The sequence below is a fragment of the Baekduia soli genome, from assembly GCF_007970665.1.
In the GTDB taxonomy this organism is placed as follows: Bacteria; Actinomycetota; Thermoleophilia; order Solirubrobacterales; family Solirubrobacteraceae; genus Baekduia; species Baekduia soli.
Genome location: NZ_CP042430.1, coordinates 4,769,494 through 4,790,944, shown reverse-complemented (window position 1 = coordinate 4,790,944; position 21,451 = coordinate 4,769,494). Strand labels below are relative to the sequence as shown.

General features: G+C 74.9%; 21 protein-coding genes. 7 read left to right on the top strand and 14 right to left on the bottom strand.

The window, feature by feature from the left end; all coding sequences use genetic code 11:
• Positions 1–10 precede the first annotated feature (10 nt).
• Positions 11–1,075 carry an NAD-dependent epimerase/dehydratase family protein gene (locus tag FSW04_RS23230; RefSeq protein ID WP_187369044.1) on the top strand — a complete coding sequence of 355 codons (1,065 nt, stop codon included), beginning with the start codon at positions 11–13 and terminating at the stop codon, positions 1,073–1,075.
• 79 nt (positions 1,076–1,154) lie between these two features.
• Here the strand turns inward: FSW04_RS23230 and FSW04_RS23225 are convergent, their stop codons facing one another.
• The 3 genes from FSW04_RS23225 to mtnA are packed head-to-tail and all read right to left on the bottom strand — an operon-like array spanning position 1,155 to position 4,077.
• Complete coding sequence (locus FSW04_RS23225; RefSeq protein ID WP_146922587.1) at positions 1,155–2,084, bottom strand: zinc-dependent alcohol dehydrogenase; 930 nt, start codon at positions 2,082–2,084, stop codon at positions 1,155–1,157.
• Positions 2,084–3,049, bottom strand: a complete 966-nt coding sequence (locus FSW04_RS23220; RefSeq protein ID WP_146922585.1) for an alcohol dehydrogenase catalytic domain-containing protein — start codon at positions 3,047–3,049, stop codon at positions 2,084–2,086. Before FSW04_RS23220 ends, FSW04_RS23225 begins: the two co-directional genes overlap by 1 nt.
• Positions 3,046–4,077 (bottom strand): S-methyl-5-thioribose-1-phosphate isomerase, encoded by a 1,032-nt coding sequence (gene mtnA / locus FSW04_RS23215; RefSeq protein ID WP_146922583.1) that lies wholly within the window; start codon positions 4,075–4,077, stop codon positions 3,046–3,048. The genes FSW04_RS23220 and mtnA overlap by 4 nt, the downstream gene beginning before the upstream one ends.
• Positions 4,078–4,131: 54 nt before the next feature.
• Here mtnA and FSW04_RS23210 point away from each other — a divergent pair, with 54 nt between their 5' ends.
• Positions 4,132–5,865, top strand: coding sequence for a hypothetical protein (locus tag FSW04_RS23210; RefSeq protein ID WP_146922581.1), 1,734 nt, complete (start codon positions 4,132–4,134; stop codon positions 5,863–5,865).
• Between the two features lie 4 nt (positions 5,866–5,869).
• Here the strand turns inward: FSW04_RS23210 and grxD are convergent, their stop codons facing one another.
• Together grxD and FSW04_RS23200 are read right to left on the bottom strand one after the other, a co-directional pair.
• A complete protein-coding gene (gene grxD / locus FSW04_RS23205) occupies positions 5,870–6,265 on the bottom strand; it encodes a Grx4 family monothiol glutaredoxin (protein WP_146922579.1) in 396 nt (131 codons plus the stop codon).
• Entirely contained in the window at positions 6,262–6,501 is a 240-nt protein-coding gene (locus FSW04_RS23200; RefSeq protein WP_146922577.1) for a BolA family protein, read from the bottom strand. Before FSW04_RS23200 ends, grxD begins: the two co-directional genes overlap by 4 nt.
• Before the next feature lie 38 nt (positions 6,502–6,539).
• Between FSW04_RS23200 and FSW04_RS23195 the strand changes: the two genes are divergently transcribed.
• Positions 6,540–6,926: a HesB/IscA family protein gene (locus FSW04_RS23195; RefSeq protein WP_146922575.1), complete on the top strand. Its 387-nt coding sequence runs from the start codon at positions 6,540–6,542 to the stop codon at positions 6,924–6,926.
• A gap of 216 nt (positions 6,927–7,142) precedes the next feature.
• On the opposite strand, the gene FSW04_RS23190 is transcribed toward FSW04_RS23195, so the two are convergent.
• Together FSW04_RS23190 and FSW04_RS23185 are read right to left on the bottom strand one after the other, a co-directional pair.
• On the bottom strand, positions 7,143–7,535 hold the full coding sequence (locus FSW04_RS23190; protein WP_146922573.1) for a GNAT family N-acetyltransferase: 393 nt from the start codon (positions 7,533–7,535) through the stop codon (positions 7,143–7,145).
• On the bottom strand, positions 7,536–8,231 hold the full coding sequence (locus FSW04_RS23185; protein WP_146922571.1) for a chlorite dismutase family protein: 696 nt from the start codon (positions 8,229–8,231) through the stop codon (positions 7,536–7,538).
• Positions 8,232–8,294: 63 nt separating this feature from the next.
• Here FSW04_RS23185 and FSW04_RS23180 point away from each other — a divergent pair, with 63 nt between their 5' ends.
• Together FSW04_RS23180 and FSW04_RS26555 are read left to right on the top strand one after the other, a co-directional pair.
• On the top strand, positions 8,295–10,640 hold the full coding sequence (locus FSW04_RS23180) for a lysylphosphatidylglycerol synthase domain-containing protein (RefSeq protein WP_146922569.1): 2,346 nt from the start codon (positions 8,295–8,297) through the stop codon (positions 10,638–10,640).
• Positions 10,637–10,924, top strand: a complete 288-nt coding sequence (locus FSW04_RS26555) for a DUF4333 domain-containing protein (protein ID WP_187369043.1) — start codon at positions 10,637–10,639, stop codon at positions 10,922–10,924. Before FSW04_RS23180 ends, FSW04_RS26555 begins: the two co-directional genes overlap by 4 nt.
• A 4-nt stretch (positions 10,925–10,928) precedes the next feature.
• On the opposite strand, the gene FSW04_RS23170 is transcribed toward FSW04_RS26555, so the two are convergent.
• From FSW04_RS23170 to FSW04_RS23150, 5 genes are read right to left on the bottom strand one after another with little or no spacing between them, the layout of a single operon-like run.
• Complete coding sequence (locus FSW04_RS23170; RefSeq protein ID WP_146922565.1) at positions 10,929–11,852, bottom strand: VWA domain-containing protein; 924 nt, start codon at positions 11,850–11,852, stop codon at positions 10,929–10,931.
• A 31-nt stretch (positions 11,853–11,883) separates the two neighbouring features.
• A complete protein-coding gene (locus tag FSW04_RS23165; RefSeq protein ID WP_187369042.1) occupies positions 11,884–12,741 on the bottom strand; it encodes a DUF58 domain-containing protein in 858 nt (285 codons plus the stop codon).
• Positions 12,742–12,791: 50 nt separating this feature from the next.
• Positions 12,792–13,856 (bottom strand): AAA family ATPase, encoded by a 1,065-nt coding sequence (locus tag FSW04_RS23160; RefSeq protein WP_146922561.1) that lies wholly within the window; start codon positions 13,854–13,856, stop codon positions 12,792–12,794.
• A gap of 17 nt (positions 13,857–13,873) precedes the next feature.
• A complete protein-coding gene (locus FSW04_RS23155; protein WP_146922559.1) occupies positions 13,874–14,836 on the bottom strand; it encodes a VWA domain-containing protein in 963 nt (320 codons plus the stop codon).
• The gene (locus FSW04_RS23150; protein WP_146922558.1) at positions 14,833–16,053 is read right to left on the bottom strand and encodes a S1C family serine protease; all 1,221 of its coding nucleotides are present in this window, start codon (positions 16,051–16,053) and stop codon (positions 14,833–14,835) included. Before FSW04_RS23150 ends, FSW04_RS23155 begins: the two co-directional genes overlap by 4 nt.
• Positions 16,054–16,157: 104 nt before the next feature.
• Between FSW04_RS23150 and FSW04_RS23145 the strand changes: the two genes are divergently transcribed.
• Positions 16,158–17,060 carry an aldose 1-epimerase gene (locus FSW04_RS23145; RefSeq protein WP_228430681.1) on the top strand — a complete coding sequence of 301 codons (903 nt, stop codon included), beginning with the start codon at positions 16,158–16,160 and terminating at the stop codon, positions 17,058–17,060.
• 29 nt (positions 17,061–17,089) lie between these two features.
• On the opposite strand, the gene FSW04_RS23140 is transcribed toward FSW04_RS23145, so the two are convergent.
• Positions 17,090–20,671, bottom strand: coding sequence for a methionine synthase (locus FSW04_RS23140; protein ID WP_146922554.1), 3,582 nt, complete (start codon positions 20,669–20,671; stop codon positions 17,090–17,092).
• A gap of 159 nt (positions 20,672–20,830) precedes the next feature.
• Here FSW04_RS23140 and FSW04_RS26550 point away from each other — a divergent pair, with 159 nt between their 5' ends.
• The gene (locus FSW04_RS26550; protein WP_187369041.1) at positions 20,831–21,004 is read left to right on the top strand and encodes a hypothetical protein; all 174 of its coding nucleotides are present in this window, start codon (positions 20,831–20,833) and stop codon (positions 21,002–21,004) included.
• A 78-nt stretch (positions 21,005–21,082) separates the two neighbouring features.
• Here FSW04_RS26550 and FSW04_RS23135 read toward each other — a convergent pair whose 3' ends face one another.
• Positions 21,083–21,424 carry a hypothetical protein gene (locus FSW04_RS23135; protein ID WP_146922552.1) on the bottom strand — a complete coding sequence of 114 codons (342 nt, stop codon included), beginning with the start codon at positions 21,422–21,424 and terminating at the stop codon, positions 21,083–21,085.
• Positions 21,425–21,451: the final 27 nt, after the last annotated feature.

Genomic DNA, 21,451 nt, shown 5'->3' with positions numbered 1-21,451 from the left:
GATGGCCCCAGTGGCCAAGACCCTGGTGACCGGCGCGTCGGGCCTGGTGGGCTCGCACGTCGCCCGTGCGCTCGTGGAGCGCGGAGACGACGTCCGGGTCACCGCCCGCCGCCACGCGGCGCTCGACGCCCTCGGCGGCCTCGACGTCGAGATCGTCGAGGCCGACGTGCTCCAGCGCGGGGAGATGCGCCGCGCGCTGCGCGGCGTCGACCGGCTCTTCCACGTCGCGGGCGCCACGACGCTGCGCGCCGGGCCGCGGGCGCTCTACGAGGCCAACGTCACGGGGACGCGCATCGCGCTGGAGGAGGCGCTGCGCGCCGGGCTCGGGCGCGTGGTGCACACGTCGGCCGCCGCGGCCATCGGGCCGGCGCGCGGCCCCGGCGCGACCGCCGACGAGGACCAGGCGTTCAACGGCGCGCGGGTGGGCCTGAGCTACGCCCACGCCAAGGCGGAGGCCGAGCGCGAGGCGCTGCGGATCAGCGCGCAGGGGCTGCCCGTCGTGATCGTCAACCCCGCCCACGTGCTGGGCCCCGGCGACCTGTTCCGCTCCTCGACCGAGCTGGTCCGGCGCTTCCTGCGCCGTGAGATCCCGTTCTACGTCGACGGCGGCCTGTGCGTGGTGGGCGCCGCCGACGTCGCGCGCGGCCACCTGCTGGCCGACGAGCACGGTCGCGTCGGCGAGCGCTACATCCTCGGCGGGCGCAACTTCACCAACGACCGGCTCTTCGCCGACCTCGGCCGGCTGTCGGGCGTCGAGCCGCCGGCGATCAAGCTGCCGCTCACGGCGGCGCTGGCGCTGGCGCGCGCGGCCGAGGCGCTGCCCGGCACCGCGGTCATGACGGTCCAGGAGATCCGCGCGCTCGGGCTGTGGTGGTCCTACCGGTCGGCGAAGGCCCGGCGCGAGCTGGGCTGGAGCACCGGGCACCACGAGCAGCCGCTCATCGAGACCATCGAGTGGCTGCGCATCCGCGAGCCCGCCCAGGTCGGCCGGCCGGGCACCCGCCAGCCCCTGGCCCTGCGGGCCGCCGGCTTCGGCGCGCGGCGCGCGACGGGGGTGCTGCGGCTGCTGGGGTGAGGGCCTTCGTCGCGTGGGACCGCGCCGCGGAGCGCACCGTGGGCGGCCAGCGCACCACCGGCCCGCGCGCCACCCACCCTCAGCGATCGGGCTGCACGACGAGCTTGCGGGCCGCGGCGCCTGGCTCGGACGCCGAGGTCAGCGCGGTCGCGAGGCCGTCGAGGCCGACGGTCGCGCCGGCGAACGCCGCGTGGTCGACCGCTCCGTTGGACAGCAGCGCCAGCGCCTCGTCGACCTCGGCCGGGGTGTGGTGGAAGGCGCCGTGGACGTCGACCTCCTCGTAGTGCAGGCGCGCGCCCGGCAGCGCGACGTCACCCGCCGGGCAGCCGCCGACGAGGACCACCGTCCCGCCGGTGGCCACCATGGAGACCGCGGTGTGCCACGCCTCCGGTCGCCCGACGGCCTCGAAGACGAGCGGGACGTCGCCGATCGCCTCCACGCCCCGCGCGCCGAGGTCGTCGGCCTGGGCGCGCCGCGCCGTGTGCCGGTCGACGACGGCGACCTCGCGCCCGTCGAGCGCGAGCAGCCGCGCGAGCATGAGCCCGATCGTCCCGCCGCCGAGGACCGCCACCTCGCGCTCGCGGGGCCCGCGCCCCACGGCGTGCAGGCAGGCGGCCAGCGGCTCGGCCATCGCCGCCGCCGCGAACGGCAGGCCGCCGGGGATCGGGTGCAGCGCGGCCGCCGGCGCCGCGATCCGCTCCGCGAAGCCCCCGAAGATCCACGTCATCGCCCGGCAGAGGTTCGTGCGCCCGGCGCGGCACGCTGCGCACGTGCCGCAGGGCGCGGAGTCGCCCACGAGCACACGCTCGCCGGTGTCCGTGCGCACGCCCGCCGTCTCGTGGCCGAACGCCGCCGGGTAGGGCCCGAGCGCCGGGTGGCCGTGGGCCAGCATCTTGGCGTCGGTGCCGCACGTCGTCGCCGCGCGCACCTCGACGACGACCTCGCCCCGGGGCTCGGCGACCTCCTCGACCCGCAGGTCGCCGGGACCGTGGAGGATCGCGGCGCGCATCAGGGCACCACCAGCGCCTTGACGGCCTCGCCGCTGCGGGCCAGCTCCAGCGCGCGGCCCGTCTCCTCGAGCCCCAATCTGTGCGTGATCCACGGCGCGGGATCCACGGCGCCCGAGGCCAGCAGCGCGTGCGCCGCGCGCATGTCGCCCGGCCCCGCCGAGTAGGAGGCGACGACGTCGACCTCGCGGCGGTAGAGCGACAGGCCGTCGAGCGCGAGGTCGCGGCCCGGGGCCGGCGGCGCGTAGACGCACAGCACGCCTCCGGGGGCCACGGCGGCAAACCCGTCGGCCAGCGCCGCCGGGGCCGACCTGCAGCACAGCACGACGTCGACGAGCTCATTGCCGTGGCGCTCGGCCTGCAGGCCCAGCGCACGCTCCAGGCGCTCCGGGCGCGGCTCGCGGACCCAGACGGCCTCCACGCCGCGGGCGTGGGCGGCGGCGATCGCCAGCAGCCCGCTCGTCCCGGCGCCGACGACCAGGAGGCTGTCGCCGGCCCGCAGCCGGCAGCGCGCGAACGCCCGCAGCACGCAGGCCAGCGGCTCGACGAACGTGCCGCGCTCGGCGTCCAGCCCGTCCAGGGCCAGCAGCTCGCCGACGAGGTCGGCGGGCACGCGCACGCGCTCGGCGAAGCCGCCGGGGTCCAGGGCGGTCTCCCGGAAGCGCTCGCAGAGCGTCTCGTGGCCGCGGCGGCAGCGCCGGCAGGCGCCGCACGGCGCGTGATGGTGGACGACGACCCGGTCGCCGGCCCGCAGGCCCGCGACCTCGGCGCCGACCGCCTCCACCTCGGCGGTGAGCTCATGGCCCAGGACGACCGGCAGCTTGGGCGCGACCCACGCGTCGGCCACGTCGGAGCCGCAGACGCCGCAGGCCAGCACGCGGCAGACGACGTCCCCGGGGCCGGGCCGCGGATCCGGATCGGTCTCCACCCGGACCTCGCGCACGCCGACGGAGCGGGCGACCCTCATGGGCGCGCGGCCAGCGCCGCCACCGACGCCGTGTCGGGGTCGCGCGCCACGCCGCGCTCGGTCACCAGCGCGGTGACCAGGCCGGCGGGCGTCACGTCGAAGGCGGGGTTGCGCACGGGCGTGCCGGCGGGCGCGATGGCGACGCCGCCGAGCTCGGAGACCTCCGCGCCGTCGCGCTCCTCGATCTCGATCGCGTCGCCGTCGGGCGTGGCGAGGTCGATCGTCGACGTCGGCCCGGCGACGACGAACGGCAGCCCCGCGGCTCGCGCGGCGAGCGCGTGCGCGTAGGTCCCGACCTTGTTGGCGACGTCGCCGTTGGCCGCCACCCGGTCGCATCCCACGACGACGGCGTCGGCCTCACCGCGGCGCAGCAGGCCGGCCGCCGCGCCGTCGACGATGAGCGCGAAGGGGATCCCCAGGCGCGTGAGCTCCCAGGCGGTGAGGCGGGCGCCCTGCAGCAGCGGCCGCGTCTCGCAGGCCAGGACGCGCACGCCCTCGTGGCGCGCCGCGAGCTCGAGGATCACCGCCAGGCCGGAGCCGCGTCCCCCCGTGGCCAGGGCGCCGGTGTTGCAGTGGGTGAGGATCGTGCGCGCGGAGGCCAGGACGTCGGCGCCGTGGGCGGCCAGCGCGGCACTGGCGGCGTCCTCGTCGGCGTGCAGGCGCTGGGCCTCGGCGCGCGCGGCCGAGGCGAGCGTCGACGGGCCGGCGCCGAGGGCGGCGGTGCGCACGCGGGCCACCGCGGCGGCGAGGTTGACCGCGGTCGGCCGCGCGCCGGACAGCAGCTCGGAGGCCGCCTCCAGCGCGCCGAGCGACGGCCGTGCCGAGAGCTCCATCGCCAGGCCGTAGGCGGCGGCGATCCCGATGTTCGGGGCGCCCCGCACGGCCAGGCGGCGGATGGCCTGCGCGGTGTCCTGGGCTCCCGTCAGCGACAGCCAGACCTCCTCGTGCGGCAGCCGCGTCTGGTCGAGGACGGCGAGGCGCCGGCCGTCCCAGCGGACCGCCTGGATGGGTGCGGCGTCGACGGCCATGCGTCGGACGCTATCGGGGTCGCCGTACGGGCGGTTGCGTACTGTTCGCCGCTCGTGCTCCGAACTCGCGCCGCGGCCGTCCTCGCCGTCCTCCTGCCCCTCGCCGTCCCCGCCGCCGCCCGCGCGGGCGACCCGATCATGCCGCTCTCCGAGGTGCAGGCGGGCATGCACTGCACGGGCTCCAGCGTCATCCAGGGCACGACGATCACGGACTTCGACGTCGACGTCCTCGGCGTGCTCGACGGGCCCGACCCGCAGATCCTGGTCCGCGTCAGCGGCCCCGCCGTCGACACGACCGGCATCGCCGAGGGCTTCTCGGGGTCGCCGGTGCGGTGCACCGGCGCCGACGGCGTGGCGCGGACGATCGGCGCCATCGCGCAGGGGACCGGCGACTACGGCAACAAGGTGGTCCTCGTCACCCCGATCGAGGCGATGCTCGGCGAGCCCGTCGACCCGCCGGCCTCGGCGCGGCCCATGCCGGCCCGGCTCGCGCGCTCCGTGCGCCCGCTGGCGACGCCGATGAGCTTCGGCGGCGTCACCGGGCCGGTCGCGGCCGCTCTGCGTGCCGCGGCGGCCAAGACCGGCCGCGCGCTGTACGCGGCGCCCGCGGCGCCGCGCGTCGCCTTCGGGGTCCAGGAGCTCGTGCCGGGCGCCTCGGTCGCCGTCGGGCTGGCCAGCGGCGACGTCAGCGCCGGTGCGATCGGCACCGTCACCTACGTCGACGGCGACGCGGTGTGGGCCTTCGGGCATCCGCTGGACGGCGCGGGGCGCCGCTCGCTCCTGCTCCAGGACGCCTACGTCTACACGGTGATCGACAACCCGCTCGACACCGACCAGTCGACGAGCTACAAGCTCGCCGCGCCGGGGCACGACCTCGGCACGCTGACCGACGATGCGCCCGACGCGGTCGTCGGGCGCCTCGGCGCGCTGCCCGACCGGTTCCCGATGCACATCACCGCGACCGACCTCGACGGCGGCCGCGTGCTCCACGAGAACCTCCAGATCGCCGACGAGACCGGCGTCGGGCAGCCCACGGGCTCCTCGTCGCTGACCCAGGTGGGGCCCGTCGCGCTCGCCCAGGCCGCCTACGACGCGCTGCGCGGCTCGCCCGCGCGGCAGAGCGGATCGATGTGCGTGCGGATCACGCTGCGGGAGTCCCGGCGCCCGCTGCGCTTCTGCAACACCTACGTCGGCGGGTCGCCGAGCGCCGCCGGCGCACCGATGGTGGCCGACCTGGCCACGGCCACCGGCCAGATCGACGCCTACAACTTCGGCGTGCTGCACATCACGGGGGTCAGCGTCGACCTCAAGCTGCGCCGCGCCCTGCACCAGGCCTACCTGCTCTCGGCCACGGCGCCGTCGCACGTCCGCCGGGGCCGCGACGTCCGGGTGCGCGTCGTCGCCCAGCACGTCCGTGGCGCGCGCTTCGCCAGGACGATCCGGGTCCACGTGCCGGCGGGCCTGAGCACCGGCGAGCACGTCCTGACGCTGACGGGCACGCCGGCCGACGGCGGTGGGCCGTCGGGCTCCCAGGACCTCACGAGCACGTTCGAGGTCACGCTCGGCGACACGGGCAGCGGCAGCGGCAGCGGCGACGCCGGCCCGCGCACGGTCGCCGAGCTGGCCCGGGCCGTCGCGGCGACCGGCCGCGAGGACGGCGTGACCGCGAGCTTCCGCGATCCGGGCGACAGCTCGGGCGACACCGCGACCGAGGAGGTCGAGGTGCTGCGCGACCCGCAGCTGCGCTACAGCGGGTCGGCGCGCCTGCGCATCCTCGTGCGCGGCTAGCGCGTCACGTGAGGCGGTTCTCGACGCCCAGCGGGGCGGGGGCCGTCGCGGCGGCCTCGGGGGTCGCGGCCTCGTCGGGCTGCTCGACGCCGAGCGCCTGGGCCAGCTCGCCGGTCTCGAACATCTCCGTGACGATGTCGCAGCCGCCGACGAGCTCGCCGCCCACGAACAGCTGCGGGACCGTCGGCCAGTTCGACAGGGCCGAGAGCTCCTGGCGGATGCGCGGGTCGGGCAGGATGTCGACGGCGGCGAACGGCGCGTCGAGGGCCTGGAGCGCCGCCACCGTGCGGGCGCTGAAGCCGCACGCCGGCGCGTCGGGCGTGCCCTTCATGAAGAGGATGACGTGGTTCTCGCCGATGGCCTCGGCGATCGCGTCGCGAATGGGGTTGGTCTCGCTCATGGCTTGGTCTCCGGGGCTCGTGTGGTGAGGGCCAGCGCGTGGATGGGTCCGCCGATCTCGGCGCCGAACACGTCGTAGACGAGCCGGTGCTGCTGGATCCGCGACAGCCCGGCGAAGGCGGGGGAGGTCACCACGGCGCGGAAGTGGTCCCCGCCGCCCGTCCAGTCCTCCACCTCGACGGTGCTGTCGGGCAGCGCCTGCTCGATACGGGTCTTGATCTCGTCGGTCGTCGGCATCTTGCGTCCTTGAGGGTATCGCTATCCTTTGTAAAGCGATGACCGGAACCACCGTCACCTACCAGGCCAAGGGCGTCCAGTTCACCGAGCGGGGCGCCGCCAAGGTCCGCGAGTTCCTGGAGTCCCAGGGCGCGGACATCACCTCAGCCGGGCTGCGCGTCGGCGTGCGCGGGGGAGGCTGCTCGGGCTTCCAGTACCAGCTGGCCTTCGACGACCAGCACGACGGCGACGCCGTCTTCGAGGACCGCGGTCTGCGGATCCTGGTCGACGCCCCCAGCCTGCCCTACGTGGACGGCTCGGAGATCGACTATGTCGACTCGCTCCAGGGCGCCGGGTTCCAGGTCAACAACCCGAACGTCACGGCGGCCTGCGGCTGCGGCTCCTCGTTCCGCGTCGCCGACGAAGAGCAGGTCTCGGCCGTCTGAGGGCGCCGGCCGCCGTCGCGGCGGCCGTGATCGTGCTCGCCGCAGCCCTCGGCTGCGGCGGGTGGTCGCCGCCTGCCCGCATCACCCCGGCCGCCGGCGCGCCCGACCGTCACGTGGGGCCGAGCGACTACGCGCGTCAGCAGCCGGACCGGACGAAGCCCGACCCGGTCCGCGCGCTGGAGCAGGCGCTCGACGTCCGTGCTCCCGCGACCCCGCTCAGCGGCGTCGCACGACGCGCACGGCGCCGTCCGGGCGCGCCGTGCCGTCGGGGCGGAAGCCGTGGCGGCCCAGGAAGGCCAGCGCCCCCGGGTCGCCGCCGTCGACCCAGGCCAGCACGGGGGCGTGGGAGCGCACGAGCAGGTCGTTGACCGCGTGGCCGATGAGCCGCCGGCCCAGGCCCCGGCGCCGGTGGCCGGGGTCGATCGCCAGCTCGAGGATGACCGCCGCGCGCGTCCCGAGGTCGCCGTCGTCGCCGGACGCGGACGCGGGCGCGGTGCGGCAGCGCCCGACGGCGCGGCCCTGGACGTCCAGCAGCCAGATGCGCTCGTGCGGGTCGGCGGCGGCCTCGCGGCGGAACGCGAACGGCCCCGCGGCGGGGCGCGCCTCCACCTAGCCCAGCGGGGCGCCGACCGACAGCGCCGCCCCGTCCAGGGCGTTGACCGCACGCTCCGGCGAGGTGTTGATGCAGGTGAACGACGGCGTGTCGCGCAGCGTGAAGGACGAGGCCTCCGTGGTCCGCAGCCGCTGCACGAGGTCGAGGAACGCGCCGGCGTCGTTCGTGTCGAAGGCGACGACGAACTCCTGGTCGTCGAGCCCGAAGGAGTACGTCGTGTGGTTGTCGACCGTCGGGTACTCGCGGCCGACCTTGATGTGCTCCTGCATGATCCGCCAGCGCTCGTCGGGCGGCAGCGCGTACCAGCCGCGCGTCTTGACGAACGGATAGACGAAGAGGTACTTGCCCTTGAACCGGCGGGGGACCTGGCGCTCCTCGTCGGAGTACTCGCTCGTCTTGCGCAGCCCGAGGAACGAGTAGGGCTGCGTGGCCCACTTCATGAGGCCGCTCTGGGCCAGTACGACGTGGAACTCGTGGATCCGGTCGAGGTTCTCGGTCTCGGAGATGAGCATGAGGTCGGCGTCGCCCCGCGTCCCCACGAGCGAGAAGGCCTGCAGCAGGTGGTCGGTGCCGAAGTCCTCGCAGGCGGCGAGGAACTCCTGCTTGTGCTCTGCGCGCTCGGACTCCGGGAGGCGACGCCAGGCAGGATCGAGCAGGAGGAACGTGTACTTGACGAAGTGACGGTCGGCCATGAGCACGTACGAGTGTAGTTCTCCACACCCATTCCCGAGGCTACGGCGATACCATCACACGTGATGCGCATCGCGCTCGTCTCCCCCTATTCGTGGACCTACCCCGGGGGCGTCACGCGGCACATCGAGGCGCTCCAGGGCCAGTTCGAGGCGCTCGGCCACGATGTGCGGGTGCTGGCGCCCGTGGATCCGCCCGACCGCCGGTCGGCGAGGATGCATCACGGTGCCGTGCCGCAGGACCGCGACCTGCCCGACTGGCTCGTCCCGCTGGGCCGCACGGTCGGCTTCGGGGCCAACGGCGCGGTGTCCAACCTGTCCGCCGGGGCCGCGGGCGTGCGCGACCTGCGCCGCGAGCTGCGCCACGGCGGCTACGACGTCATCCACCTGCACGAGCCCGTCGCGCCGACGCTGTCCTGGGACGCGCTCACGTCGATCCAGGGCACACCGCTGGTCGGCACCTTCCACTGCTACTCGGCCAACGCGCTGAGCAACGGCATCGCGGTCGCGATGGGCGCCCGCCGGCGGCTGAACCGGCTGCACGTGCGCATCGCGGTGTCCGAGGCCGCCGCCTGGACCGGCGAGCGCTTCTACGGCGGGCGCTACCGGATCATCCCCAACGGCGTGGCCGTGCCCGACACGCTCGAGCACGTCGCGCCGGACCAGGGCCCACCCACCCCGCCGCTGCGCGTCGCGTTCGTCGGCCAGGCCGTCGAGCGCAAGGGCCTGCCCGTGCTCCTGCGGGCCTTCGAGGCCCTGCGCGAGCACGTCCCGGCCGAGCTGACGCTCATCGGGGCGACGCCCGACGAGGTCGAGCCGCTGCTGCTCGACGGTCGCGAGGGCATCACCGTCCTGGGCAAGGTCGACGACGCGACGAAGGTCGCCGCGCTGCGCCGCGCCGACGTGCTGGCCGCGCCGTCGCTGGGCGGCGAGAGCTTCGGCATGGTCCTCACGGAGGCCTTCGCCGCCGGCACGCCGGTCGTCGCGTCCGACATCGCGGGCTACCGGGGCGTCGTGCGCGACGGCGTCGACGGCATCCTGGTCCCGCGCGGCGACGCCGCGGCGCTCGGCGCCACCCTGCGCGAGCTGGCCCTGGACCCGCCGCGCCGCGCCGCGCTGGCCGCCAATGCCTTCGAGAGCGCCCACCGCTACGCCTGGCCGCGCGTCGCCGCCGAGGTCCTCGGCGCCTACGAGGACGCGATCGCCGTGGGCGAGCCCGCGGGCGCCGTCCACCGCGCCGGCGTGCGCCTGGGCGCGATGCCGGCCGACCTGCTGCCGCGCGTCCCGGCGCGGCGCCTGGCGACGATCGAGCCGCCGCGCCCCCGGACCGAGCGCCGGCCCGCGGTGGCGCTGCTGCGCCGCGCGATCCTGCTCGTCCTCGGCGCCGCGGTCGCCGCCGGCTCCTTCCTGGCGCTCCAGCGGATGGGCATCGACCGCATCGGCCGCTCGCTGCTGCAGGCCACGCCGATCTGGGTGCTCGTCGCGCTCGCGCTCATGTGCGCCTCCATGGCGGTGCGCGCCGTGGCGTGGACCGCGATCCTGCGCGCCGCGATGCCCGCCTCGCCCAGACCCCGGCTGCGCGACGCGCTGCAGGGCACGATGATCGGCGTGCTCATGTCGGCGACGCTGCCGGCGCGCCTGGGCGAGCCGGCCCGTGCGATGATCGTCGCGCGGCGCCTGGGGCGTCCCCGGGAGGGGCTGCCCGTCGTCCTGGGCACCATCGTCTCGCAGGCCCTGCTGAACATCTTCGCGCTCGCCCTGCTCGGGGCGATCATGTTCGAGTCGGTCCCCGTCTTCCATCACCGCCAGGGCGGCCTGGTGGCCTTCGCCGCGCTGCCGCTGGTCATCCTGGCCACGGTGCTCGGCGCGCCCGCGCTGCTGCGCGAGGGCCTGCGCGCGCGCTCGACGCGCATCCGCCGCTGGGCCCGGGGCGCGCGCGAGACGACCCGCCAGGTGCGCGACGGCCTCGAGGTCTTCCGCCAGGTGCGGCTGGGCTCGGTCGCGATCGCCACCCAGCTCGCGGCCTGGGCCATCCAGTGGTTGTCCTGCTACGTGCTGCTCGTCGCGTTCGGCCTCGACGACCGCGCGGGCATCGGGGCGGCCGCCGCCGTGCTCTTCGCGGTCAACGTCAGCGCCGTGCTGCCCGCGACGCCGTCGAACCTGGGCGTCTTCCAGGCCGCGTGCGTCTTCGTCCTGCACAAGGGCTACGGCGTCAGCGCCGAGGACGCGCTGGGCTACGGGATCATCCTCCAGGCCGTCGAGATCGCCACGGCGTTCGTGATGGGCGTCCCCGCCCTGCTGGGCGAGGGCGTCAGCTGGAAGGACGTGCGCCTGCGCGCGATGCACGCCAGCCCGGTCGAGCTGCCGCCGCTGCCCCACCGGCGCGGAGAGGCCGCCGACGTCGAGGCGTGAGCCGCGGCGCGGCGCCGGCAGCGCTCCTGGCGCTGTCGGCCGTCGCGCTGACCGCGTGCGGCAACACCGTCGACCGCCAGGACCTCGAGACCAAGATCGCCGACTTCGTCCAGCGCCAGACCGGCACGACGATCGACGTCCACTGCCCCGACGGGGTCAAGGCCGACAAGGGCGCCCGCGTGCGCTGCACGACCGTCCTCTCCGGCGCGCCGACCGACATCGACATCGAGTTCGTCGGCGGCGGGCACTTCCGCATCACCTCGACGCGCCTGCAGGGCTCCTGATCGTCTAGGGCAGGCGGCCCAGGCGCGGCAGTGAGGTCAGGCCGGCGGCCAGCAGGAGCACGAGGCCCGCGGCGGCGAAGCCGGCGGTGATCTCGCGGTGCTCGTGCTTGGTGGCCAGGCGCGAGCCCAGCTCCTTGTAGATGTCCTGCAGCCGGCCGGAGTCCCCCGTGGAGAACGCGCGGCCGCCGGAGATCTCGGAGATCGCCTTCAGGGTCTCGGGGTCCGGCGGGACCGCGATCTGCGGGCCGAAGCTGCCCTGCGGGCCCGGGATCGTGGCGTCGTCGGTTCCCAGCGCGACCGTGTAGATCGGCACCCCGGCCCGCTTGGCGGCGCGGGCGGCCTCCAGCGGATCGCTGCCCGTCGTCGTCTTGCCGTCGGAGAGCAGCACGATCGCCGACGGGGGCCGCTTGGCGCCCGACCGCGCGGTCGCGGGGCCGAGGTCGCCGAGCGCGACGCTCAGCGCGTCGCCGGTCGCCGTCGCGCCCGAGGCCATCTGCGCCTCGATGGCGGCGCGCACGGGCTCGCGGTCGGTCGTCAGGCCCTGGTTGCCGTCCGGGCCGTCGGAGTAGGTGACCACGCCGACGCGCGTGGCCTTCGGCAGCTTGCCCAGGAACGTCTCGGCCGCGCTCTTGGCCGCCGACAGGCGGTCGGGGTCGACGTCGGTGGCCGACATGGACGCGGAGTGGTCGGTGACGAGCATGATCGAGGCCCCCTGGATCGGCACCGCGACGGTCGCCTGCGGCTTGGCCAGCGCGAGCGCCAGCGCGGCCAGCGCGGCCAGCGCCAGCCCCGCGGGCACGTGGCGGCGCCACGGCGAGACCGCGCCCGCGGCCAGCGCGAGCGTCGCGGTCGCCGGGAAGCGCATCGCGTAGTGCGTCGTGCGCCGCCGCGAGGCCACGTAGGCGGCCAGCGCGACCGGGACCGCCAACAGGGCCAGGAGCCACAGGGGGAGGCGAAGCTCATGCCAGGCGCCGGCCGAGGTCCAGGAGCCAGTCGCCGTCGGTGCTCAGCGTCACGTGGTCGACGCGCAGCCGGCGAAGCTCGGAGGTCAGGGTCGCGCGGCGCTCGGCCTCCAGCGCGGCGAAGCGATCACGCACGCGCCGGTTGGAGGTGTCGACCTCCAGCCGCCGCCCGGTCTCGGGGTCGACGACCGCGATGCGTCCCACGGCGGGCACCGCGGACTCGCGCGGATCCCCGATCTCGACGGCCAGGACCGCGTGGTGGGCGCGCAGGCTGCCCAGGGGCCGGGTCCAGTCGTGCTGCTCGCGGAAGTCGGAGATGACCGCGACGAACCCCGGCTGGCGCGCGACTCGGCCGAGCCGGCCCAGCGCGTCGCCGAGCGCGCGCGGGTCGCCGTGGCCGTCGACGCCGACGCCCTCGGCCAGGACGCGGCGCAGCGCCACGAGCCCGGCCTTGGAGCCTCGTGGCGGCAGCACGCGCGAGGCGCCCGTGCCGAAGGTGAGGATGCCCAGGCGCCCGGCGTGGCGCAGGGCCAGGCGCCCGAGCGCGAGAGCCACGCCCTCGGCGACGTCGGCCTTGAGGCGGTTGGTGGTGCCGAAGGCCATCGAGGACGAGACGTCGATCGCCAGCCAGGTCGTCAGCGTGCGCTCGGGCACCTGCAGGCGCACGTGCGGCTCGCCGGTCCGGGCCGAGGCGGCCGCGTCCAGGCGCCGCACGTCGTCGCCGAGGACGTAGGGCCGCAGCTGGGCCAGTTCGGTGCCGGCGCCGACGCCCGCGGCCCGCCGGTCGCCCGGCAGGGCCCCCGCGACGCGGTGCGAGACCGCGAGCCCGAGGGCGTCGAGCAGCGCGGGCGGCATCGGCCCGGGTCCCTGCCGTGCGGCAGGGGGCGCGAGGGCGCCCGCGGGGCTCATGCCGCCGCCGTCCGTGCGCGGCGCGCGTAGCGGTCGTCGGGCTCGGGCACGGTCTCGAGCACGCGGGCGAGGATCGCGTCGGCCGTGACGCCCTCGCTCAGGGCGTCGTAGGACAGCACGAGGCGGTGGCGCAGCACGTCGGGCGCCAGGTCGCGCACGTCGGCCGCGCTGACGTAGCCGCGGCCGCGCAGCATCGCCAGGGCGCGGGCGGCGTGGATGAGGCCGATCGGCCCGCGCGGGCTGGCGCCGTACTCGACCATGCCCGCCATGTCGGACAGGCCGTTCTCGGCCGGGTGGCGCGTGGCGTCGGCCAGCGCGACGGCGTAGGCGATGATCTCGCGGTCGACGAGGACGGCCTGCGCGACGCGGGCGAAGCGCTCGAGGTCGTCGAGGCCCAGGCGCTGGCGCACCTCGGCGGCCGCGCCGAGGCTGCGGCCGACGACGGCGGCCTCCTCGCCGGGCGTGGGGTAGTCGACGAGCAGCTTCATGAGGAACCGGTCGACCTGGGCCTCGGGCAGCGGGTAGGTGCCCTCGGACTCGATCGGGTTCTGGGTGGCCAGCACGAGGAACGGCCGCGGCACCGGGAACGTCGTGCCGCCGATGGTGACCTGGTGCTCCTGCATGACCTCCAGCAGCGCCGACTGGACCTTGGCCGGGGCGCGGTTGATCTCGTCGGCGAGCAGCAGGTTGCCGAACACGGGCCCCAGCTCGGTGTCGAACTTGCCCGTGTCGGGACGCCAGATGCGCGTGCCGACGAGGTCGGCCGGGACCAGGTCGGGCGTGAACTGGATGCGGCGGAACGAGCCGCCGACGACGTCGGCCAGCGTCCGCACCGTCAGCGTCTTGGCCAGGCCGGGCACGCCCTCCAGCAGGACGTGGCCGCCGGCGAGCAGGCTGACGAGCAGGCGCTCGAGCATCGCGTCCTGGCCGACGATGACGCGCTTGAGCTCGTGCAGCGCCTCGCCGAGCGCGCGGCGCGGGTCGTCGTGGGCCTCGCCGCGCGCGGTCTCGAGACGCTCGTCGTCGTCGGGCCGGTGGCGGATGGTGGGGTCGTCGTTCATGGGGTCTCCTTCAGGGGTCAGATGAGGCGGCCGAACCAGCGCAGCGACAGGGCGGAGCCCAGCGCCAGCAGCGCCAGGCCGGCACCGGCGAAGCCGGCGGTGATCTCGCGGGGGACCTTCTTGTGGCTCAGCTGGGAGCCCAGCCGTTCGTAGACCTGCTTGAGCGACGCCGCGTCGGCCGCCGTCGTCGCCCGGCCGCCGGAGACCTGGGCGACGCGCGCCAGGGCCTGGGGATCCGGCGGGACCCTGCGCACCTCGGTGCCCCGGCCGCCGGGCCGCGGGACCGTGATCGTCCCGTTCGCGGTGCCCAGCGCGACCGTGTAGATCGGGATCTTCAGCCTGCCGGCCGCCTGGGCGGCGGCGACGGGGTCCACGCCGCGGGTCGACACGCCGTCGGAGAGCAGGACGATCGCCGAGGGCGGCTTGCGCCCGTCGGTCGGCACGGCCTGGCGCAGCACGCGCACCGCGGTCTGGATCGCCTCGCCGGTCGCCGTGCCTCCGTGGGACTGCAGGCGCCCCAGCGCGGCCGTGAGCGCGTCGCGGTCGGTGGTGGGCGAGGCGAGGACCTGCGGGGTCTGGTTGAAGGCCATGACGCCGACCTTGACCTGACCCGGCACCGAGTCGATGAACGCCTGCGCCGCACGGCGGACGGCGGTGAGCCGGTTGGGCTTGACGTCGGTGGCCAGCATGGAGCCGCTGACGTCGGTCAGCAGCATGATCTGGGCCTGCTCCACGGGCACGGCGACGGTCCGCTGCGGGCGCGCGGCGGCCACGACGAGCGCGGCGATCGCCACCGCGAAGAACAGGACGGGCACGTGCCTGCGCCAGCGCGGCCGCGCCGGGGCCACCGAGGCGGCGAGCAGCGGGGCGGCGAACGCGGCGGCCGCGCGGCGCCGCCGGCGCTGCAGCCCGGCGTACCAGACCGCCAGGGCGGGCACGACGACCAGCGCGATCAGGATGAGCGGTGCCGCGAAGCTCATGGGATGTGCGCGGGGCGCTCCCGCAGCCGCACGTCGAGCTGCTGCTGGTCACCGGCGCGCCGCACGGTCAGGGTGATGCGGTCGCCCGCGGCCTTGCCGTTGATCGCGGTCGACAGGTCGGTCGCGTCGTTGACGGCGGTGCCGTCGATCTTCGTGACGACGTCGCCGACCTGCAGGCCCGCGTCATCGGCCGGGCCGCCCGGCGTGACGTCGGTGATCTGGGCGCCGCCGCTGGTCGACGTCGGGTCGCTGGAGCTCGAGCCGGTCTCCACGCCGAGCCAGGCGTGGCTGACCGTCTTGCCCTGCTCGAGGCCGGGGACGACCTGGCGCACGGTGTTGGACGGCACCGCGAAGCCGATGCCGACGTTGCCGTTGCTGACGCCGTTGGTCGCGATCTGCGAGTTGACGCCGATGACCTTGCCGCCGTCGTCGAGCAGCGGGCCGCCCGAGTTGCCGGGGTTGATCGCCGCGTCGGTCTGGATGACGCCGTCGATCTGGAAGCCGTTGGGGGCCTGGAGGGTACGGCCCAGGCTGGAGACGATGCCCTCGGTCGCGGTGCGGTCCAGGCCGAAGGGGTTGCCGATCGCGATGACCGTGTCGCCGACCGAGACGCCGCGCGAGTCGGCGAACTGCAGCGGCTTGGCGTCCGGCGGCGCGGCCGACGGGTCGATGTGGACGACGGCCAGGTCGCTCGAGGGGTCGACGCCGCGGACCTCGCCGGAGATCGTGCGCCCGTCGGTGCCGAACTTGACGCTGACGGTCTTCGACGTCTCGACGACGTGGTCGTTGGTGACCAGCGTGCCCTTGTCGTCGATGAGGAAGCCGGTGCCCGTCCCCGAGCTGGTGCGGATGGAGACCACGGCCGGGCTGGCCGCGGCGTAGATCTGCCCGGCGCGGGTCTGGCCGCGCTGGGGGGCCAGCGGCTTGGAGGCCGTCGCGGGCAGCGCGGCGGGCCGCGCGGTGCCGGTGCCGGACCCGTTGCCGCCGCCGTCGATGAGCGCGTAGGCGCCGAAGCCGGCCGCGGCGGCGACGACGAGCGCGACGGTCCCGGCCGCCCACAGGCCGCGTCGCGGGGACTGCGGATCGCCCGTCGCGTGGTGCTCGACGCGGGTGGGGCGCTCAGGGGTGGGCTGCTCGGCCTCCCGGCGGCGACGCTCCTCGGCCTCGGCCTCGGTCTCGGCACGCCAGTTCCCGCTCCACAGATGCTTGGGCGACATGCGCACACTGTGCCCGGTTCTCCTTTAGGGAGCACCAGTGCGGGGTTAAGCGTACGTAAGACGTCCAGACCTGGCGCCGAGCCGCGATGCGCGAGGATGGGCCGGTGAGCCCCGCCGACGTCACCCTCCGCGCCGACGACCTCGAGGCCCGCTGGGTGCCCGGCGCGGGGATGGTCGGGGCGTCGCTGCGCCACCGCGGGCGCGAGCTGCTGGGCCTGCGCGGCGGGCTGGACGCCTACGCCTCGCGCGGGTCGACGTTCGGCATCCCGCTCCTGCACCCGTGGGCCAACCGGCTCGGGGGCTTCTCCTACCGCGCGGCCGGCGTCGACGTCGCGTTGGACGCCACGACGCCGCGGCTGCACACCGAGGAGCACGGGCTGCCGAGCCACGGCCTGCTGGCGGCCTACCCCGGCTGGGTCGTGCGGCACGCCGACCCCGGCCTGCTGCGCGCCGAGGCCGACCTCGGCGCCGACCCCGGGATCATGGAGGCCTTCCCGTTCCCGCACCGCCTCGCGATGGAGGTGGCGCTGGCGCCCGGGCGGCTGACGGTCACCACGACGCTGACGCCGACGAGCGAACGGCCCGTGCCGATCTCCTTCGGCTTCCACCCCTACCTCGCGCTGCCCGGCGTCGCGCGCGAGGACCTCGTGCTGCGCCACGGGCCGATGACCCATCTCACGCTCGACGACCGCAAGCTGCCCGACGGCGGCCGCGAGCCCGTGCCCGCGCGCGACGCGCCGCTGGGCGGCGAGACCCTCGACGACGCCTACGCCGACCTGGGACCCGAGCCCGCGTTCGCGCTGGCCGGCGGCAGGCGCCTGGTGACCGTGCGCTTCCTGGAGGGCTTCACGCACCTGCAGCTCTTCGCGCCGCCCGGTACGCCCACCGTGGCCATCGAGCCGATGACCGCCCCGTGCAACGCCCTGCGCACCGGTGACGGCCTGCGGCTGGCGACCGAGCCGTTCACGGCGGCGTTCGCCATCGACGTGGACGAACACCGGCCCTAGGGGGCCGGCTTCGCCGCGTCGCCCGTGGCCTACGCCTCGGCGGCCACCGGCGTGTCGGCCTCCTCGGCGACGCCGCCCTCGATCGGGTCGGTGTCGAGCTCATGGGCGTCGGCGCGCGCGAACAGCGACGGGTCGCGCTTGGAACCCTTGATCACGTCGTCGGGGGTCGAGAGGACGCGGCCCTGCTTCATCGTGAAGTAGCTCGCGTAGGGGTGGTGGGCGACCATCGCCAGCGTCGACTGCTCGGGCACCGGCGCGTGGCCGTCGCTGAGGCGCATGCCGATCTGCGACAGGTCCAGGAGCGCGCCGACCTTGTCGTGCTCGGCCTGGTCGGGCACGGCCGGGTAGCCCCACGAGTAGCGGCGCCCCTGGGTGAGCGGGATGCCGAGGTCCGTGCGGATCTTCGCGTGCAGCCACTCGGCCAGGCCCTCGGCCGTCTGCACGCCGAGACCGTGGACGTAGAGCTGCTCGGCGAACTCGCCCTCGGCCTCCAGGCGGGCCATGAGCTCGGTGACCTCGTCGCCGACGGTGACCGCCTGCAGCGCGATGACGTCGAGCTCGCCGCTCTCCTTCGGGCGGAACAGGTCGGCCGCGCTGAGGTGCGCCTTGCCGGGCTGGCGCGGGCAGTACAGGCGCTGCAGCTCGGTCTCGCGGTCGGCGGGATCGAGCACGACGATGTCGTTGCCCTCGCTGTAGCACGGGAAGTAGCCCAGCAGCGCGCGCGGGTGCAGGTAGGTCTGCGTCGCCCACATGCGCTCGAGGCGGGCGCGGAAGCCCTCCTCCTCGTCCGTGCCGTCGACGAGCGCCTTCCAGGCCTCGCCCTTGACGCCCTTGCCGCCCCAGTGCAGCTTGAAGAGCACGTGGGTGTCGAGGTGGCTGTAGACCTCGTCGAGGTCGACCGGGATCTCGCGCACGCCCCAGAACGGGGGCTCGGGGACCGGGTTGTCGGTCGGCAGCTCGGAGCGCTCGGTGCCCGAGGTGTCGAGCTCCTCGACCTCGTCGCCCTTCACGCGGAACGCGTCGGCGTTCTCGCGCAGCTTGGCCAGCAGCGCGGCGCGCGGCTCCTCCTCGACGATCGTGTCCATGACCGCCAGGCCCTCGAACGCATCCTTGCAGTAGAAGACGCCCGGGTCGTAGAGCGTGCTGTCGTCCAGGCCGTTGACGTGCAGCGTGCGGAAGCTGAACGCGCGGTTGATCGCGGCGCCGCCGATGAGCACGGGGAACCCGAGGCCCTCGCGGTGCAGCTCCTGGACGGCCAGCGGCATCTGCTTGGAGGTGGAGACGAGCAGCGCGCTGAGGCCGATCGCCGTCGCGTCGTGCTCCTTGGCGGCCTCGATGATCGTCGACACCGGCACCTGCTTGCCGAGGTCGATCACCGTGTAGCCGTTGTTGGTGAGGATGGTGTTGACCAGCGACTTGCCGATGTCGTGCACGTCGCCGAACACGGTCGCGATGACGACCGTGCCCTTCGTGTAGCCCTCGATGCGGTCCAGGTAGTTCTCGAGCTGGGCCACCGCGCGCTTCATGACCTCCGCGCTCTGGAGCACGAAGGGCAGGATGAGCTCGCCGGCGCCGAACTTGTCGCCGACCTCCTTCATCGCGGGCAGCAGCACGTCGTTGAGGACGGGCACCGCGCCGAGCTTCTGGACGGCCGCGTCGATCTGGGCCTCCACGCCGTCCTTCTTGCGGCGCAGGATGTGCCAGTGCAGGGCCTCCTCGGGCTCCATGCCCGCCGTCGGGTCGGCGAGCTCGACCTCGGCCTCGCCGCCCCGGCTCTCGAAGTGCTCGATGAAGCGCTGCAGCGCGTCCTCGCGCCGGTTGTAGACGAGGTCGTCGGCGAGCGCACGCTCCTCCTCGGAGATCTCGCCGTAGGGGGTGATGTGGTTCGGGTTGACCATCGCGAGGTCCAGCCCGGCCTCCACGCAGTGGTGCAGGAAGACCGAATTGAGCACGGCGCGCGCGGGCTGGCCGACGCCGAAGGAGACGTTGGAGACGCCGAGCGAGGTCTTGACGCCCGGCAGGGCGGCCTTGACGTCGCGGATGCCCTTGATCGTCTCGACGGCCGACGGCTTCCACTCGTCGTCGCCGGTCGTCAGCGTGAACGTCAGGACGTCGAAGATCAGCAGCTCGGGATCCAGGCCGTGCCCGTCGCAGGCCAGCTCCTTGATGCGCCGCGCGATCTCGACCTTGCGCTCGGCGGTCTTGGCCATGCCGACCTCGTCGATGGTCAGCGCGATCACCGCCGCGCCGTGCTCGATGGCCAGCGGCACGACCGTGTTGAGCTTGTCCGCGCCGGCCTCGAGGTTGACGGAGTTGACGATCGCGCGGCCCGGGATCTGCTCGAGGGCGAGCTTGATGACGTCGGGCTCGGTCGAGTCGATCTGGATGGGGGAGGGCTGGCTGAGCGACACGCGCTTGGCCACCTGGCGCATCTGCTCGTCCTCGTCGGCGCGCTCGGTCAGCGCGACGCAGAGGTCGAGCACGTGGGCGCCGCCCTCGACCTGGTCCTCGGCGACCTGCACGAGGCCGTCGTAGTCGTCGGCCAGCAGCAGCTCCTTGGCCTTGCGCGAGCCCTGGGAGTTCACGCGCTCGCCGACGATCGTCGGCGCGGGCTCCTGGGCCAGCGGCGTGGCGGCGATCATCGAGGACACGTGCGGCGGGCGCGGCCCGGGACGCGCCGACGGCACCGCGTCCCTGACACGCTCGGCGATCCCGCGGATGTGCTCGACGGTCGTGCCGCAGCAGCCGCCCACGATCGAGACGCCGTAGTCGTCGACGAACTCGCCGAGCACCTTGGCCAGCATCTCGGGCGTCTCGGGGAAGATCGTCTCGCCGTTGCGCCCCTGCTGGGGCAGGCCGGCGTTCGGGATGCAGTGCACGGGCATCGGCGCGAACTCGCCGAGGAACCGGACGGCGTCGCGCATGTCCTCGGGGCCGGTGGAGCAGTTCAGGCCGATGACGTCGACCTTGAGCGCCTCCAGCGTGGCCAGCACGGCCGAGATGTCGGTGCCCAGCAGCATCTTGCCGCCGTTGGGCAGCAGCGAGACGGAGGTCTGGATCGGCACGGAGCGGCCCTCGAGCTTGAAGGCCTCGCGCGCGCCGAAGATGGCGGCCTTGACCTCGAGGATGTCCTGGGCGGTCTCGATGATGAGCAGGTCGGCGCCGCCGCGCACCAGCCCCTGGGCCTGCTGGGTGAAGATCTCCACCAGCTCGCGGAACGTGATCGCGCCGAGCGTCGGGTCGTCGGAGGCCGGCAGGTGGCCGGTCGGGCCGATGGAGCCGGCGACGAACAGGTCCTCGCCGACGGCCCGGCGGGCGATCTCGGCGGCCTTCTGGTTGATCTCGAAGGTGTGCTCGCCCAGGCCCCACTCCTCGAGCTTGAGGCGGGAGGCCTGGAACGTGTCGGTCTCGACGACCTGGGCGCCGGCGGCGACCATGGACTCGTGCAGCTCCTGGATGACGTCGGGCCGGTGCAGGACCAGGGCCTCGTGGCATTTGCCGGCCAGCCCGCCGTAGTCGGCCTGCGTGAGGTCGAACTCCTCGAGGGTCGCGCCCATCGACCCGTCGAAGACGACGACGCGCTCGCGGGTGGCAGCCAGGAAATCGCGCATGCGAAGAGCCTAGCGCAACCTTGACACAACTGTGTCAGGGTCCCCCTCGACCATCCGCCATCTCGGGCGCGCGCGTGAGACGCATGTCACACAGGGATCCGCTGTCGCTTCCGATAGTGAGGAGTGCAGGACCCCAACTCCTCTCCCCCTGGATACGACATGACCACCGATACGCAGAAGACCTGGACCCTCCACCTCGACGGCACCGACGCGACCGAGATCCCGCACGAGCAGATGATCGACCTGTTCTGGAAGGCCATGCACGGCTACGGCACGCTCGAGCAGCTGGTGGCCAAGGCCGACGACGGGCACGAGCGCCCGCTGGCCGCCTAGCCATCGCCGCCCATCACCGCAGCACCCATGGGGCCCTGTCCGACCGGATGGGGCCTCGTTCGCGTCCGGGGCCCGGGCTCAGTAGGTGAAGCGGATCCGGCGCGCGCCGCTGCGGCACGTGACCCGCAGCGTCTTGCGGACGCTGCGAACGGCGGTGCAGCGGAAGCCGAGGCGCACGCAAGGGGTGCGCAGCAGGACCGACGTCTTCGTCGATCGCATGCAGCCGGCCGGCGAGGCCTGGGCGACCGTCACGGCCACGCGCCGCGCCTGGGCGCACGGGACGCCGGTGGCCAGCAGCGCCGACGGCCCGCGGGCCTCGGAGAACCCGGCCTGGCACTGGCGGGCGCTCGCGCTCCCGGCGGTCACCGCGAGCGCGAGCGCCGCGGCCGTGGCCACGAGGACTGCGGAGATCCGTCTCACCGGGCCAGCGTAGGTTCCGCCCGGCCC

Coding starts and splice junctions, on each gene's coding strand:
- mtnA (WP_146922583.1), bottom strand. CDS start 4,077: ATGGCCGTCGACGCCGCACCCATCCAGGCGGTCCGCTGGGACGGCCGG.
- FSW04_RS26550 (WP_187369041.1), top strand. CDS start 20,831: ATGACCACCGATACGCAGAAGACCTGGACCCTCCACCTCGACGGCACC.
- FSW04_RS23155 (WP_146922559.1), bottom strand. CDS start 14,836: ATGAGCTTCGCGGCACCGCTCATCCTGATCGCGCTGGTCGTCGTGCCC.
- FSW04_RS23195 (WP_146922575.1), top strand. CDS start 6,540: ATGACCGGAACCACCGTCACCTACCAGGCCAAGGGCGTCCAGTTCACC.
- FSW04_RS23180 (WP_146922569.1), top strand. CDS start 8,295: ATGCGCATCGCGCTCGTCTCCCCCTATTCGTGGACCTACCCCGGGGGC.
- FSW04_RS23140 (WP_146922554.1), bottom strand. CDS start 20,671: ATGCGCGATTTCCTGGCTGCCACCCGCGAGCGCGTCGTCGTCTTCGAC.
- FSW04_RS23165 (WP_187369042.1), bottom strand. CDS start 12,741: ATGCCGCCCGCGCTGCTCGACGCCCTCGGGCTCGCGGTCTCGCACCGC.
- FSW04_RS23200 (WP_146922577.1), bottom strand. CDS start 6,501: ATGCCGACGACCGACGAGATCAAGACCCGTATCGAGCAGGCGCTGCCC.
- FSW04_RS23220 (WP_146922585.1), bottom strand. CDS start 3,049: ATGAGGGTCGCCCGCTCCGTCGGCGTGCGCGAGGTCCGGGTGGAGACC.
- FSW04_RS23150 (WP_146922558.1), bottom strand. CDS start 16,053: ATGTCGCCCAAGCATCTGTGGAGCGGGAACTGGCGTGCCGAGACCGAG.
- FSW04_RS23225 (WP_146922587.1), bottom strand. CDS start 2,084: ATGCGCGCCGCGATCCTCCACGGTCCCGGCGACCTGCGGGTCGAGGAG.
- FSW04_RS23160 (WP_146922561.1), bottom strand. CDS start 13,856: ATGAACGACGACCCCACCATCCGCCACCGGCCCGACGACGACGAGCGT.
- FSW04_RS23185 (WP_146922571.1), bottom strand. CDS start 8,231: ATGGCCGACCGTCACTTCGTCAAGTACACGTTCCTCCTGCTCGATCCT.
- grxD (WP_146922579.1), bottom strand. CDS start 6,265: ATGAGCGAGACCAACCCCATTCGCGACGCGATCGCCGAGGCCATCGGC.